The sequence below is a fragment of the Dyadobacter sp. BHUBP1 genome (assembly GCF_050587785.1).
Lineage (GTDB): Bacteria > Bacteroidota > Bacteroidia > Cytophagales > Spirosomataceae > Dyadobacter.
The window spans coordinates 1,057,451-1,073,784 of sequence record NZ_JBOBIH010000002.1; the positions used below are offsets into that span (position 1 = coordinate 1,057,451).

The 16,334-nt window shown below is 50.3% G+C and carries 7 protein-coding genes; 6 read left to right on the plus strand and 1 reads right to left on the minus strand.

Features of this window, described 5'->3' with window-relative positions:
- Window positions 1-22 precede the first annotated feature (22 nt).
- The gene (locus ACQ4MZ_RS11175; protein ID WP_430845362.1) at window positions 23-1,231 is read right to left on the minus strand and encodes an ATP-binding protein; all 1,209 of its coding nucleotides are present in this window, start codon (window positions 1,229-1,231) and stop codon (window positions 23-25) included.
- A gap of 213 nt (window positions 1,232-1,444) precedes the next feature.
- Here ACQ4MZ_RS11175 and ACQ4MZ_RS11180 point away from each other — a divergent pair, with 213 nt between their 5' ends.
- The 6 genes from ACQ4MZ_RS11180 to ACQ4MZ_RS11205 all read left to right on the plus strand — a co-directional run bounded on the left by ACQ4MZ_RS11180 (window position 1,445) and on the right by ACQ4MZ_RS11205 (window position 16,303).
- Entirely contained in the window at window positions 1,445-3,823 is a 2,379-nt protein-coding gene (locus tag ACQ4MZ_RS11180; RefSeq protein ID WP_430845028.1) for an FtsX-like permease family protein, read from the plus strand.
- A gap of 158 nt (window positions 3,824-3,981) precedes the next feature.
- Window positions 3,982-6,363, plus strand: a complete 2,382-nt coding sequence (locus ACQ4MZ_RS11185) for an ABC transporter permease (RefSeq protein ID WP_430845030.1) — start codon at window positions 3,982-3,984, stop codon at window positions 6,361-6,363.
- A gap of 181 nt (window positions 6,364-6,544) precedes the next feature.
- Window positions 6,545-8,962, plus strand: coding sequence for an ABC transporter permease (locus ACQ4MZ_RS11190; RefSeq protein ID WP_430845032.1), 2,418 nt, complete (start codon window positions 6,545-6,547; stop codon window positions 8,960-8,962).
- Window positions 8,963-8,978: 16 nt separating this feature from the next.
- A complete protein-coding gene (locus tag ACQ4MZ_RS11195; protein WP_430845034.1) occupies window positions 8,979-11,345 on the plus strand; it encodes an FtsX-like permease family protein in 2,367 nt (788 codons plus the stop codon).
- Window positions 11,346-11,435: 90 nt separating this feature from the next.
- Window positions 11,436-13,814, plus strand: coding sequence for an ABC transporter permease (locus ACQ4MZ_RS11200; RefSeq protein WP_430845036.1), 2,379 nt, complete (start codon window positions 11,436-11,438; stop codon window positions 13,812-13,814).
- A gap of 89 nt (window positions 13,815-13,903) precedes the next feature.
- Window positions 13,904-16,303: an ABC transporter permease gene (locus tag ACQ4MZ_RS11205; RefSeq protein ID WP_430845038.1), complete on the plus strand. Its 2,400-nt coding sequence runs from the start codon at window positions 13,904-13,906 to the stop codon at window positions 16,301-16,303.
- Window positions 16,304-16,334 lie beyond the last annotated feature (31 nt).

Consider the following 16,334-nt stretch of genomic DNA (forward strand, 5'->3'; position numbering starts at 1 on the left):
GGACTGGAAAGTCCGGCATTTGTCATTCTGCCAGATATTGATGAGCGGGAACGACCTTGGCTTTTAAACCGTCCCGTTCGAACTCGTCTGTCTGATTAAACGTCACAAGTGTCCCTTCCTTTAATCCAAAATGCGTTATGGCTTCAAATAGGCCTTTTAATTCACGGTCCATATTGTCATGACTGAGGTCATAGCAAACCTGTACCACCTGCCGTACTGTGCCTTTTTCCGATATTACGAAGTCGCACTCGCTCTTTTCGGAGAAATAGTAGATTTCCTTATAGTTTCTTCTCAAATGTAGGAAAACCAGGTTTTCAAATACACTACCGAAATCATCCGTAAATGATCCTGAATTGGCATTCACTAGTCCCGTGTCGATCGCGTAGACCTTGCGCGGGTTGATGAGCTGCTTGCGCAGGGAATAGCTGAATTTAGGTACGAAATGGAACAGGTAGGTGTATTCGAAATATGAGAGATAGTCCATCATCGTGCTCGTAGAACCTGCCTCGAATATTGTTTTCAGCCTGTTACCGGTGATCAGCCTGCCTACATTCGAAACGAGGTACAAGGCAAGCCTTTGCAACGTCCGCACATCGCGCACGCCGTAGCGAACGGCAATGTCGCGTATCAGAATGTCCTCGAATAAGTGATGCAAGATCTCTTCCAGCCCGGATTTTACATATTCAGGGAAACCGCCCGCTCCCATGTAGTCACGGGTGGCATCGGCAGAGGGCACGATGTTTCTGTATGCGCAAAATTCGGTATAGGAAAACGGAAAAAGCTCTTTCGTGATCTGCCGACCCGTGAGTTTCGTGCCGAGTTCGCGGCTTAACAGCGAGGCGTTGGAGCCGGTGATCACAATTTTGCAACCTTCATCAAGCTTCTGCCGGACGTAGGTTTCCCACCGGTCGACGATCTGGATTTCATCAAAGAACAATACAGTGTGTCCCATTTCCGTGACGAGGCTGTCGAGGCGGACGAAATCGGAGGGTTCGAAATCGTATAGGCGGGTATCTTCGAAGTTGAGGTAAAAAGCATCCGGGTGTTTTTCGCGCAGCAATTGATGAAGCAGCGTGCTTTTACCGCAACGTCTCACGCCCGAAACAATGAGCGCGTGAGAAGTGATGTCGGGCAATTTATCCAATGCGGTTCTCGCCAGTCCCAGTTCAAGGACGGAGAGGTTGGCCTTTTGTGCCTCTGCAACGCTCGCTATGGTGCTTTTTAATATCATCTCTTTCAAATATACAGCATTATATTTTGCTATCAAACAAAACTATCCATTACTAATGGACACTTTTGTTTGATAGTAACGGAGGATATGACAGATGTCCGGTTTTGGACATTGATTTTATGGTAAATGCTTGATAATTAGTGTTTTGATTTCCTGGCACGGATTTATTGACTGTTTCGTGGAATAGCAAACACATTCGCTTCATCGTTCCCTATGCTTAAAAATTACCTCAAAATCGCCGTCCGAAGCCTTTTTCGGCATAAAACGTACTCTCTGATCAACATCCTCGGGCTTGCTGCCGGGATATGCGTTTCTACACTCATACTAATGTTTGTGGTTCATGAGCATAGTTATGACCGGTTTCATAGCAGGCATCAGGATATTTACCGCGTGTTGGGCGAGGTAAAAATGGGTGATAATGAATTTAAGATGAATAGGTTTGCGGCCAGTTTCGCACCGGCGCTGCTCGAAGGGATACCGAAGGTAGCGGATTACGTTAGGGTTTTACCGACGTATAGTAATGCCGCCATGGCGGACCCGGCGCGGAAAGACGAAGCGATCCTGGAAAAGAATATCATGTTTGCAGATCCGTCTTTTTTCAGTGTGTTTAGCTTTCCGCTTGAAAAGGGAAATCCCAGGGACGCATTACAAAAGCCTTTCTCGATGGTGATATCGGAGCGTACGGCGGTGAAATATTTTGGTAATACCGATGTGATCGGAAAGGCGCTGTTGTATGAAGGCAAGCACCTCATACAGATCACAGGCGTTGCTCAGGATCCGCCGTCCAATTCTTCGCTGGATTTTGATTTTGTGATTTCAAGCGGCACATATCCGAAGTTGGGTGAATCCAACCGTAGGAATTGGGAGAATGGTGGCGGGATATTTAACGTATACCTGCTTCTGAACGCCGGAGAATCAAAGGAATTGGTAGCGCAGGGTATCAATCGCCTTGAGGCATTGAAGGAGGGGCAAGTCGGACTTAAACCTCAATACACACTCGAAAGCCTCGATGACATGCACCTTGGCGGTGCATTCAATGACGCCGATAACAGCAAGCTCATCCCGATTTTCGCCGTCGCTGCGATAGCGATTCTCATGCTCGCGCTTTTCAACTACATGAGCCTCACCACTGCACGTGCTACGCAGCGCGCACGTGAGGTAGGCGTACGCAAGGTGGTGGGCGCTACGCGTGCCGGCCTGGGCAGCCAGTTTTACATGGAATCGGCCATGGTGTGTGCGGTGGCTTTTGTGCTGGGACTCTTGATGGTATTTTACCTGAGCCAGCCATTTTATACGCTGCTGGGGCTTACAATCGATACTTCCTTTGTTGTATCTCCCTTCTTTTTGTCGTTTCTGGTAGGTTTGCTCGCGCTAACAGCATTGGTGGCCGGGAGTTATCCGGCATTTGTGTTATCGGGTTTTGCGCCGCTGGAAGTGATCAAAGGGCGGTTTACCGGCAGTATCGGCGGGGTAGGAGTGCGGCGCGTTTTTATCGTTTTTCAATTTGCAGTTTCTATGGCACTGATCGTTGCCAGTCTGATTGTGCGGGAGCAGCTGTCTTTTATGCAACGGAAAGAACTGGGACTCAATAAGGAACAAGTGCTGAGCATTCCCGTTGGACCATCCATGGCCGCGAATTACATTCCGTTCCGCAATGCGGTAAGGCAACAGGCGGGTGTATCCAACGCCACATTTGCGAACGCGGGCCTTTTCAAAGGGTACAATATGTTTTTTATTCCTAACAAAATCACCAAAAAGGACATTTCAGTAGTGCAAATGGTGGTGGATGATCAGTTTGTAAAGACCTTAGGCCTTCAATGGAAAACATTACCGACGGTAACTACGGGCCGCAACCTGACTGTGCTGAACGAGATGGCTGTCACCGAACTGGGTATCAAAGGCGATCCGCTGGGGCAGGAGATAAGAGAAGGGCTGACTTTGGATGGTATTGTAAAGGATTTTGACTTTTCGAATGTGCAACACGGCGGTAAAGCAATGATGCTGTCGGTAGCGGGCGACACCACCAATATGCTCCGCATGCAGGGCGCAACGCGAGGGATTATGTATGTACGAATGGATGGACAAGCCGACATTATGGCTAATGTGAAAGCAATAGGACGTCTTTTCAAAAAATACGACCTGGAAAGGCCTTTCGAATATTACTTCCTCGACGACGCTTTCAACGAGACCTTCAAAAACGAAATGCGGCTCTCGGGAATGTTTTCGGTATTTACAGTACTGGCCATTTTCATTGCCTGCATGGGACTATTCGGGTTGATCACGTTTACTACTGAAACGCGGACGAAGGAAATTGGCATACGTAAAATATTGGGTGCGTCGGCTGCGGGCATTGTCGGAATGCTTTCCCGGGAGTTTGTGGTACTGGTACTCATTTCAGGGGTAATAGCCATGCCTGTCGCATGGTATTTCATGTCGCATTGGTTGGAAGATTTTGCCTACCGGATCAGCGTTCCGTTGTGGGTGCATTTGCTCACGATCGCATTGATGTTGCTCATAACACTTCTGACGGTGGGCTTCAAAGCCGTCCATGCAGCGACGGTTAACCCGGCGGCTTCATTAAGGAATGATTAGGTAGATTCCGGGTGTCACACAGGCATCATGCCCGGTTGTTCGTTTTCGGACAGCCGGATTTTGTTTTATAATGGTATGTGTTTGAGTGTCAATTGATTTAATTTCTGGTATGCATTTAATAGTTGTGAACATTGAAAGCTATATCTTACCTGACAGCCATGTTAAAAAACTATTTCAAAATCGCTTTCCGGAACTTGTGGAAGCATAAGATTTTTTCATTCATCAACATTATGGGCCTGACGGTCGGGATGTCGGCCTGTCTGCTGATCTCCATGTACGTCAATTTCGAGCTGACTTACGACGCATTCCACTCCAAATCCAACCGCATTTACCGGCTTGTGACGGACGTGATCACGCCATCAGAAACTATCCACGCAGGCATTACCTCCTGGGCCTTCGGACCGACGATCAAACAGGATTTTCCTGAGGTCGAGGCTTATACGCGCATTAATAGCGGCAGTTTCCTGGTACGAAAGGGGGATATCAAATTTCAGGAGGAAGCAACTGTATTCGCGGATTCGTCGCTTTTCCGGGTTTTTGACTTCAAACTAATCCAGGGCGATCCTAAAACAGCGCTCAAAGAGCCGCTGAGCCTGGTTTTTACCGAGAAAGCGGCCAAAAAGTATTTTGGCGATAGCGATCCGGTGGGGCAGACGCTGCTATTGTCGGGCGAGGGTCTCCCGGCGAAGGTTACCGGGGTGATGAAAGATATTCCCGAAAACTCGCTGATCAAGGGCGACATGTTCGTTTCGATGACGACGATGACGCAACGTATCAACCGTGAAATTGATGAACAATGGGGCAATTTCGGGGCGATGACTTACTTGCTTTTGAAACCCGGCACCGACAGTAAGGTTTTGGAAAAGAAACTGCCCGAGTACCTCGAGCGTCGCGCGGGGAAGCTCATGCGTGAGTCAAAAATGTCTTACAAGCTCTTCCTCGAACCGCTGCTGGATGTGCATTTGAAATCTGAACGGGATGTGGCGGAGAAAGGCAGCATGAACAACGTATATATATTCTCGATAGTGGCGGCATTCATTCTGCTCATTGCCTGCATCAATTTCGTGAACCTCACTACCGCACGCTCGGCGGAGCGGGCCAAGGAGGTGGGTATACGGAAGGTGGTAGGCGCAGCCAAAGGGCTCCTGGCGAGGCAGTTTGTGAGTGAATCGGTGCTTCTTTGTTTAATCGCATTTGCGTTTTCAATCATACTTTCGGCGGCGCTCATTCCGCTATTTAATAATCTGGCAGGTAAAGTGATCGTTTCCGGCATATTTGCGGATCCTGCGTTCCTTGCATATATGCTGTTGGCAGCGATTCTGATCGGGGTTCTGGCCGGTATTTATCCGGCATTGGTACTGTCCTCGTTCGAGCCGGTGACGGTTTTGAAAGGGCGTTTTACGACCAGTATTAAAGGTATTTTGTTGAGAAAAGGGCTCGTGACCGTTCAATTTGCCATTTCCATCGCGCTCATTATCGCCACAATGGTCGTGTACATCCAGATGAACTACATGCGTAACCGTGATCTCGGGTTCAGTAAGGACCAGATGCTGGTGGTGAGTACCGAGGGTGATCCCAAGCGTGAGACATTCAAAGAGTCGCTGCGCGGATTGACGGGCGTTCAATCCACTGCCGCATCGTCCAGCGTTCCGGGCGGTGGAAACAGGAGTGCCTATTCCGAAATCGAAAACAAAAGCGGCGAATTGCAGATTGCCAACCTCGACCTTTATTTTGTTGATTTTGACTATATCCCGCAATTTGGGCTGAAAATGGCTGCCGGTCGACCGTTTTCCCGGGAATTCGGGACGGATACAACCCAGGCGATGGTCATCAATGAAGCTGCGGTGAAATTGCTGGGTTATGCCAAACCGGAAGACGCGCTCGGAAGGCGGTTTAAGCAATGGGGACGTGAAGGCAAGATCATCGGGGTGATCAAGGATTTTCATTTCCGGTCTTTGCAGGAAACGATCAAACCGCTTACAATGCGCATCGAGCCGGGAGGAACGGAGCTTGTTTCGGTGAAAATTGAAGGCAACCGCTTGAAGGAAACCGTAGCGGCAGTGGAGGAGAAATGGAGGGAAATTATTCCAGGAAGGCCGTTCAATTATTATTTTATGGATGAATTTTTTGACCGCCAGTACCGGAGCGAAGAGCGTTTTGAAAAGCTGTTTTTCAACTTTGCAATACTGGCGATATTCATTTCATGTCTCGGTTTGCTCGGGCTGGCGTCGTACAGCACCACGCAACGTACCAAGGAAATAGGCGTCAGGAAAGTGATGGGTGCGTCTGTCGCCAGCATCGTGGGAATGCTTTCGATGGATTTTCTAAAACTGGTACTCTTCGCGTTTGTGGTAGCGTCACCGATTGCCTATTTAGGAATGGACCGCTGGCTCGAGAACTTTGCCTACCGGACCGACATTTACTGGTGGGTTTTCGTGATCGCAGCAGTGTTATCTACGGTTATCGCTTTCGCGACAGTCAGTTTCCAGAGCATCAGGGCTGCTGTCATGAACCCGGTGAAGAGTTTGCGCAGCGAATAGACTTATAATCACGTCCCGTTCCAAATCGAACGGGACGTGTCCGATACCGAACACCACGGATTTGTTTTATTAATATGTAAAAAATTGATTTTCAGATAATTGTGATATTATAATTGACTGGTGCATAATTTGACTATCGAATTGAAGAATCCATCCGTCAATCCTCGTAACCTGCGCAGTTATGATATCCAGTTATCTGAAAATCGCTCTCCGGAGCCTTTGGAATAAGAAGGCTTTCGCCTCCATTAATATCTTCGGACTGGCAATCGGGTTAGCGACTTGCATGCTGATCCTCCTTTTCGTGCAGCACGAACTGAGCTACGACCGCTTCAACCGAAATGCAGACCGTATATTCAGGGTTACATTACATGGCCGGATTGGCGGGAACGATATCAACATCGCGGGTGCGTCCGCTCCCGCAGGGCCCGCCCTCCTGCGCGATTACCCGGGCGTGGAGGCGTACACGAGACTCAGCAACCATGGTACTTTTCTCGTCAAAAATGGCGAAAGGCGCTTTTTGGAAGAGCGTGTCATTTTTACCGACTCCAACTTCTTCAATTTCTTTTCCATACCCCTTTTGAAGGGTGATGCCAACAGTGTGCTGAAAGAGCCGAAGACGGTCGTTCTGACCCAATCCATGGCATTGAAATACTTCGGAAATCAGGACCCGATCGGGAAAAGTCTTGATATGGGCAATAGCGGTGCGTTCCGTGTCACGGGCGTTTGTGAGGATGTGCCATCCAATTCGCATTTCCACTATAATTTCTTCGGATCGATGAAATCGGTCACGCTGGGGGACAAATGGCTGTCGAGTGGCGCCCATACCTACATTCTGCTGCGTAACGGTTATCCGGTTGAAAAACTTTCGGCTCAGATGCCGCAGATGGTGCGGAAGTACATCGGGCCGGAAATCCAGGAGTTCCTGGGCATGAGTTACGACGAGTACCTGCGCAAAGGCGACAAGTTTGGTTTCGGTTTGCAGCCATTGACCGACATTCACCTTACTTCCAATCTCGAAAATGAGCTGGAAGGCAATAGTAACATCAAATACATATACATATTCACCGCCATCGCGGCATTCATTCTCCTGATCGCCTGTATTAATTTTATGAACCTGTCGACCGCGGGTTCGGCCGGGCGGGCGAAGGAAGTCGGCGTCCGGAAAGTAATGGGATCGGTGCGCCAGCAACTCATGGCGCAATTCCTGATCGAATCCGTTTTGGTGACGTTTTTTGCGCTTCTGCTAGCATTGTTGCTGGTGGTATTGCTTCTACCCGGTTTCAATGACCTGGCCGGCAAACAGTTCGATCTTCAATCCATTCTGAATGCACGGATGATCGGCTATGCCCTGGCCGGATGTCTGATCGTGGGGCTGCTCGCAGGCAGCTATCCGGCATTTTTCCTGTCTACCTTCAGGCCGGTAGCTGTGCTGAAGGGAAGTATTCAGGCGGGCGTAAAAAGCGGATGGCTGCGGAATACGCTGGTTACCATTCAATTTGTAGTCTCCATTGTGATGATTATCGGCACGATGGTCGTCTACCAGCAGCTCCGTTTTATCCAGAACAAGAATCTGGGTTTTGATAAAGAACAGGTGTTGATCCTGCATGATACCTATCTACTGGGAGATAAGGCTAAAACCTTCAAGGAGCAGCTGAGAGGCCTCTCGGCGGTGAGCAGCGTGACTCTGGCAGGTTACCTGCCTGCGGGAAACTCCAATAACGGTACGGACGGCTTTCTGCCTGAAAATGGTGATAATAATATTACGCCATATCGTTTCACGACTTACCAGGTGGACGAAGACTACCTGAAAACGCTGGGAATCGGCCTGGTTGCTGGCCGGAACTTTTCGAAAGCCTTTGGTGGCGACAGCGCTTCCGTACTGATCAACGAGGCGGCGGTAAAGCAATTCGGCTGGAAAGACCCGATCGGAAAGCGTATCAGAACCATCGGTAACGGCACGCCCGAAAGCAAGCGGTTTTATACCGTGGTAGGTGTCACCAAAGACTTCCACTTCCGCTCCATGCACGAGCGTATTGCCCCGCTGGTGATGTTTTATGGAGGCGACCAGTATCAAATAGCTGTCAAAATTAAAACGAACGATATTCCGGGTGTGCTCAAAACTCTGGAAAAGACCTGGAAGGCAACAACGGATAACCCGTTTGGGTATTCGTTTCTGAATGAGCGTTTTAATAACATGTACGAGTCGGAGCAGCGAGTAGGAAGGCTGTTTGGGATTTTTGCCGCGCTCGCGGTCGTGATCGCGTGCCTGGGGCTGTTTGGCCTGGCGGCGTTTACGACGATCCAGCGGACCAAGGAAATAGGGGTGCGCAAAGTGCTGGGTGCTTCGGTATGGAGTATTGTCTCATTGCTTTCCAAAGATTTTGTCAAACTGGTGGGCGTTGCCATCGTCATAGCCTCGCCGCTGGCGTGGTATGGGATGAGCCAGTGGCTGTCGGACTTTGCCTATAAAGTCAGCATTGAATGGTGGGTATTCCTCGTTGCGGGTGTGCTGGCTGTGAGCGTGGCTTTGCTGACGGTTAGTTTCCAGAGTATCAAGGCGGCGTTGGTCAACCCAGTGAAAAGTTTAAGAAGCGAGTAATATGGTGGGAAGCTATTTGAAATTTACCCTTCGAAGCCTGGCAAAACATAAGGTATATGCCGGTATCAACCTCATTGGCCTGGCCGTGGGAATGGCTGGCGCAATTGTGTTGTTCCAGCTCGTAAAGTACCATCTCAGTGTAGACAGCTACCATGCCAACGCCGGCAGGACCTATCGCGTGGTGGTGGATCTGCACCTCGAAGATGGCTCCGTGGAGCAGGAGCGGGGCTCGGCTTACGTTTTGCATGAAACATTGAAAAAGGAGTTCAGCTACGTCCGGGACGCCGCTTACCTGGCGCGTAAGGAGCTCACGATCAGGGTCGATCATGAAGGGACTTCACGCAAGTTTATTGAAAGGGACCATCTGGCTTTTACGAACCCGGACTTCTTTAAAATATTCGACTATAAGTGGATTAGCGGCAGCCCTTCGGCGATGGCTGCGCCCAACCAGGCCGTCGTAACAGAACGTTATGCCCGGAAGTACTTCGGGAATGGGAATGCCATTGGTAGAGTAATCCGCGCGAATAACCGGGAAAATATTGTGATCGCAGGCATCGTGGCCGATTATCCCGATCAAACCGATTTTAAGCAGGATATTTTCATTTCGCTGCCCACGTTAAAAAAGATCGTTCCCGAATATGGTTATGAGGATTGGGGCTGGATCGACGGCGGTCGTGAAACTTTCATAACGCTTCGTTCGCCGGAGGATAAGGCTGCATTTGAAGCGCAAATGCCCGCATTCGCCAACAAATACTATGGTGTCGACGGCAAGGTTTTTCATTACCATTTGCAGGATTTGTCGGACGTGCATTTCAATGTGGCTTATGGCGGGAAAATCAAGTATAACACGATCATCGTGTTGGCGACGGTGGGCTTATTGCTCGTGCTCATTGCCTGTTTCAACTTCATTAATCTCTCGACGGCACAAGCATTCAAGCGCAGCAAGGAAGTGGGAGTGAGAAAAGTGCTGGGCGTCTCCCGGACGCAGGTTTTCTGGCTTTTTATTCAAGAAACAGCATTGTTGACGTTTGCTGCGGGTGCTATTTCCCTGGCACTTGCTTGGCTTTTTGCACCGATGCTTAGCCAGTGGCTGGGCTTGAATGTGCGCATAGACATTCTCAAAGATCCTCCGCTACTGGCTTTCTTTACGGCATTGTTGCTGTTTGTGGTCGTGCTGGCCGGCGTTTATCCTGCATTCGTGATTGCCAGGTTCAATCCCGTGAAAGCCATTAAAGGGTTATTGAAGGAAAATAACCGAAGTTTTTTTTCGGTCAGAAAAGGGCTGGTTGTGACACAATTCAGCATTTCATTCGTCTTGATAGCCGTAGCGACGCTGATCATCCTGCAATCCGAATTCCTGAAAAACAAAGACCTCGGAATGGATAAGGACCTGATCCTGCATCTGAACCTGCCCGAAACTGAAACCAGCAAGCTGACGGCCCTGCGTAACGAACTGTCGGCATTGCCCGAAGTTACCGATCTTTCGTTTTTCAGAAGTGCTCCATCCGTTCAGACCAGCGGCGGCGGAACGATCAAATTCGAAAACCGCGACTGGGAGAAATTCGTGGCCCGGTCGCGAGCCGCGGATGACCATTTTGTAAAGACCTACGGATTGAAACTCGTTGCAGGCCGTGTTCCGGTGCATTCGGATACGCTCCATGAGCTGCTGATCAACCGGAAACTGGTGCGGGCATTAGGATTGAAATCGCCCGAAGCCGCATTGAACCGCCGCCTACATGTTGGCGACGCGGGCAAAACCGGTACCATTGTAGGGGTATTGTCTGATTTCAACAATGGCGACCTGTACACGGGTATCGAACCGACGATCATATTCGCCGATCAGTCGCGCTACCGCTGGGCCGGGGTGAAGCTGAGCCACGTGAATGCATCGACCATCAGTCGTATTAGCGCCGTTTGGCAGAAACAGTTTCCTGAAAATGTATTTGAATACAGTTTCTATGACGAAGAGATTGCGAAGTTCTACCAACGCGAAGAACTCGCGACGCGCCTGACGACCACTTTTGCATTGCTGTCCGTTTGCCTGTCATGCCTCGGATTGTTCGGACTGGCCATTTTTGCCATCGAGCAGCGAACCAAGGAAATAGGTGTGCGGAAGGTACTCGGTGCCTCCGTAGCAGGTATTACAGCTATGCTGTCGATGGATTTCCTGAAACTGGTGCTTGTCGCGATCGTGATCGCCAGCCCGGTCGCGTGGTATTTCATGCATCGCTGGTTGCAGGATTTCGCCTATCGGATCGACATCCATTGGGGCATTTTCGTCTGGGCAGGCTTTCTGGCCGCCGGGATTGCCTTGCTGACGGTCGGTTTTCAGAGTGTTAAGGCGGCGTTGGTGAATCCCGTGACGATTTTGAAAAGGGAATAAGGGAAGATGGAGGAAAGGGACCACGAATTCTTCCTCCCTTTCTTCCCTTTTCTCCCTCCTCCTCTCTTCCCATAAAACCAAGATACTATTATGATAAGAAGTTACCTGAAAATCGCATGGCGTAGCCTGATCAAGGATCGGCAGTTTACGCTGCTCAACCTGATGGGCCTTTCCACCGGGCTGGCTTGTACATTGCTGATCTACCTCTGGGTGACCGACGAGCTGCGAGTGGACAAGCATAACGACAAGGACGCGCATCTGTTCCAGATCATGGTGAACCAGCCGCAGGAGGATGGTATCAACACAGGAGAGCATACGCCGGGCCTGCTGGCCGATGCATTGAAAGCGGAGATGCCGGAGGTGGAGTTGGCTACGACGGTGGTCCCCGCAGAATGGTTTTCGAACAAAGGCGTGGTGTCGGTCGGAGAAACTCAATTGAAAGCCGGGGGGCAGTTCGTCAGCCACGACTATTTCGATGTTTTCACCTGCCCCTTCAAGCAGGGGGACGCGAGCGCGGTGACGGGCGACAAGAACACCCTGGCGCTGTCGGAGGAAATGGCCGAAAAGCTTTTTGGTACCGGACAGGATTTGGTTGGAAAGACTGTGAAATGGGACGAGGGGCAGTTCAGCGGGCTTTACCGCGTGGGAGGTGTGTTCAAAAGCAATCCGCGTAATGCGAGCAACCAGTTCGATATTCTCTTCAATTTCGAGCAGTTCAAGGCGCGGCGGCCGGGTATGGAAAACTGGGGCAACAGCGATCCGAATACATTTGTAATCCTCAAAAATGGCACAGACCTGGCGTCGTTCAACGAGAAGATCCGGCATTTTCTGAAAACCAAGAATAAGGACAACGATTTCCAGCTTTTCGCGATTCGGTATTCTGACAAATACCTTCATGGACAATTCGAAAATGGCGTGCAGACAGGCGGGCGTATTACGTACGTGAGGCTGTTTTCGGTGATAGCGGTGTTCATTCTGGTAATCGCGTGCATTAATTTCATGAACCTCTCCACGGCCAAAGCTTCGGGCCGGATGAAGGAAGTAGGGATCAAAAAAGTGGTGGGGGCATTGCGGAGCTCGCTGGTCGTGCAGCATTTGAGCGAATCTCTGATGCTCACCTTTGTTTCATTGCTTGTGGCGGTGGGTATGGTCATACTCCTGTTGCCGGAATTCAACAGCATTACCGGCAAGCAGATCACCCTTTCCGCCGATCCGACGCTGATTTTAGCCGCATTGTCTATCACGCTGGTCACGGGCCTGCTGGCAGGGAGCTATCCGGCCTTGTATTTATCCGGTTTCGATCCGGTTTCCGTTTTGAAAGGCAGACTGAAAAACACCGCGGGGGAATTGCTTGTACGGCGGGGGTTGGTTGTGTTCCAGTTTGCGGTGTCGGTGATTTTTATCGTTTCGGTGATCGTCGTTTACCGGCAAATCCAGTTTATCCAGAACCGGAACCTGGGCTACAACCGTGACCATATTATTCATTTTGAAATACCACTCGAAATGGATTCGCTGAAATTGAAAGCGGCAGAGGGGTTTCTGGGTGAAGTGAAAAATACGCCGGGCGTAGTGAATGCTTCGAGCTATTACCATAACCTCACCGGGCAACATGGCGCAATCTCCGGTTTCGAATGGCCGGGTAAGCCTGCCGGGACGGATATCGAGTTCTCGAACCTGGAAGTAGGTTACAATTTCATGGAAACAGTAGGTATGACGCTGCGCGAGGGCCGGTTTTTCTCCCAAAACCAGAATGCGCGGAACGAAATCATATTCAACGAGTCGGCTATTAAAAGTATGGGGCTTAAAGACCCCGTCGGTAAGACGGTTAAATTCTGGGGTATGGAACGGCAGATCGTCGGCGTGGTGAAGGATTTCAATTTCGAATCATTGTATGAACCCGTGAAACCCTGCTTCTTCCAGATGTACCCCATTATGCCGAATGTAATGGTGAAAATTCAGAACGGCGCTGAGGAGCAAACGATTGCCCGTCTGCGGAAACTCTTTCAGGATCGTCACAAGGGCCTGGTATTCGATTACCAGTTTCTGGACGAGAATTACAAGGCGCTATATGCCTCGGAGCGGCGGGTAGGGGTGCTTTCGCGTTATTTTGCCGGGCTGGCGATTGTGATTTCCTGTCTCGGGCTTTTCGGATTGGCTGCATTTACGGCCCAACGCAGGCAGAAAGAGATCGGTATTCGCAAGGTGGTTGGCGCCTCGGTGAGCAATGTGGTGCTGATGCTTTCCATGGATTTCATCAAACTCCTGGTAATTGCATTGCTCATTGCATTTCCGCTGGTAGGCTGGGCAATGTACCAATGGCTGGCCAATTTCGCGTTCCGTATTGACCTTGATGCCGGAATTTTCCTGTTCGCTGCCGCCGGCCTCGCGCTCATCACGCTCGCCACGGTAGGTTTCCAGGCGGTGAAGGCGGCGCTGGTGAACCCTGTAACGAGTTTGAAAAGGGAATAAAGGAGGAAGGAGGAAAGGGAGGAAGGGGGTTGTAAACTTTCTCCCACTTTCCATCCTCCGTCCTCCTTTCCTCCCCAAAAAATACGACCATGCTTAAAAACTATCTAAAAATCGCATTCCGTAACCTTGTCAAAAGCAAGGGCTACTCGGCTATTAATATCGGTGGGTTGGCTGTGGGAATGGCCGTGGCCATACTGATAGGCCTTTGGGTTTATGACGAATTCGCGTTTAACCGCTATCACGCCAACTACGATCGCATTGCGAAGGTGGTGGAGCGGGGTGTTTTCGAAGGAAAGACCTACGACGGCGGAGAGCATACTTCATATCCGCTGGGCCAATATCTCCAGCAGCACCACATGGACGATTTCGAATATGTGGTCCAATCGTCATGGACGGACGAGCATATTCTGGCCTACAAGGACAATAAGTTTACCAAAAAAGGCGCGTATATGAGTACGGGTGCGCCACACTTGTTCACACTGCACATGCTCAGGGGGTCGCGTGACGGTCTCAAAGAACGCAATTCGATCCTGCTCTCGGAATCGGTGGCGGAAGCATTATTCGGTAAGGAAAACCCAATGGACAAGATTGTGAAGCTCGATAACCAGTTCGATATGAAGGTGACGGGTGTTTATCAGGACCTTCCTTACAATACGGAGTTCAGGGAATTGACGTTCGTCGCGCCCTGGGACTTGTATGTCGCGACGCAGAATTGGGTGCGTGACGCCCGGGATAAGGAGCAATGGAACAACAACTCATGGCAGTTGCTGACGCAAATCCGTCCCAACTCGACTTTCGAAGGCGTTACTGAGAAAATCAGAAATATTAAAATGGAACACACGCCGGAGGCACGGTTCCTGAAACCGCAAAACTACCTGCTGCCGATGTCGAAATGGCACTTGTACGGTACCTGGGACGATGCCGGTCAGGCTGACGGGCGTATTCGTTACGTGTGGCTTTTTACGATCATCGGGGCGTTTGTATTGCTGCTGGCGTCGATCAATTTTATGAATCTCAGCACGGCGCGTTCCGAAAAACGCGCGAAAGAGGTCGGTATCCGAAAGGCGATCGGTTCGATAAGAGGACAGCTGATCAACCAGTTTTTCAGCGAATCGTTCATGGTGGTCTTTCTGGCATTTGTGCTCGCGATCCTGATCGTCGTGCTTGTGCTGCCGTCGTTCAATGAAATTGCCGACAAGCGGATCAGCTTTCCGTGGGGAAACGGCTACTTCTGGCTGGCAGGATTTGCATTCTGTTTCCTGACAGGGCTTATGTCGGGCAGTTACCCGGCATTGTACCTCTCGTCGTTTCAGCCGGTGAAAGTTTTGAAAGGGACATTCAATGCAGGCCGGTTTGCTTCAATGCCTCGTAAAGTGTTGGTAGTGTTGCAGTTCACGGTGTCTGTGACGCTGATCATCGGTACGGCTATCGTTTACAAACAGATCCAGTACGCCAAGGACCGGCCAGTTGGTTACGACCGGAACGGACTCATCACCGTCGAAATGAATACGCCCGAGCTGTATAGTCAGTACAACCGGCTTCGCGGAGAATTGCGGGAAACCGGGGCGGTGGAGGAAATGGCCACATCCTCGTCGCCATCGACATTCCTGGGCTCCAACAATGGCGGTTTTAGCTGGCCGGGTAAGGATCCGAACCTGCACGATAACTTTGGTACCATCGGGGTCTCCCATGATTTTGGCAAAGCGGTCGGCTGGCAATTCATCGGCGGTCGTGATTTCTCACGCCAGTTTTCCACCGATTCTTTGGGGATGGTAATGAATGAATCTGCGATGAAATATATGGGTTTCCGGCAACCGTCGGATATCGTGGGCCAAACGGTAAAATGGGGTGATACCCCTTACAAAGTAGTCGGGGTGATCCGTGATATGGTGATGGGCTCACCGTTCAGCCCGGTACGTCCGACATTATTTATGGTTAACTACGGATGGGCGAACTTTATCAGCATCAAACTCAAACCGGGGCTTCCTTTAAGGCAATTGCTGGCAAAGGTGGCGGCGGTTTTTCGTGAAGTAAATCCCGGCGCGCCATTCGATTACAAATTCACGGACGAAGAATATGCACGGAAATTCGCGGCCGAAGAACGCATTGCTACGCTGGCAACGGTGTTTGCCGGGTTGGCGATATTTATCAGTTGCCTCGGATTGTTCGGGCTTGCATCTTTTACCGCCGAGCAGCGGACAAAAGAAATCGGCGTCCGGAAAGTGCTGGGTGCTTCCGTATCCAGCCTATGGGCACTGCTGTCGCGAGAGTTTATATTGCTGGTCATCATATCCTTTCTGATTTCGGCGCCTACCGCATGGTATTTCCTGAACGGATGGCTTCAAAAATATGAGTACCGAACTGAAATTCCGTGGTGGATTTTCGCCGCCGCCGGGGGCGGCGCGCTGTTCGTAACGCTTGCAACGGTAAGTTACCAGGCAATCAGGGCCGCGCTGCTGGATCCAGTTAAATCGTTAAGGTCGGAATGAGGAAAATGGGAGGATGGAGGAAGTTTCTTTT

Excerpts from the sequence above, each read along its gene's own strand:
- ACQ4MZ_RS11175 (WP_430845362.1), bottom strand. The coding sequence starts at position 1,231 with ATGATATTAAAAAGCACCATAGCGAGCGTTGCAGAGGCACAAAAGGCC.
- ACQ4MZ_RS11180 (WP_430845028.1), top strand. The coding sequence starts at position 1,445 with ATGCTTAAAAATTACCTCAAAATCGCCGTCCGAAGCCTTTTTCGGCAT.
- ACQ4MZ_RS11185 (WP_430845030.1), top strand. The coding sequence starts at position 3,982 with ATGTTAAAAAACTATTTCAAAATCGCTTTCCGGAACTTGTGGAAGCAT.
- ACQ4MZ_RS11190 (WP_430845032.1), top strand. The coding sequence starts at position 6,545 with ATGATATCCAGTTATCTGAAAATCGCTCTCCGGAGCCTTTGGAATAAG.
- ACQ4MZ_RS11200 (WP_430845036.1), top strand. The coding sequence starts at position 11,436 with ATGATAAGAAGTTACCTGAAAATCGCATGGCGTAGCCTGATCAAGGAT.
- ACQ4MZ_RS11205 (WP_430845038.1), top strand. The coding sequence starts at position 13,904 with ATGCTTAAAAACTATCTAAAAATCGCATTCCGTAACCTTGTCAAAAGC.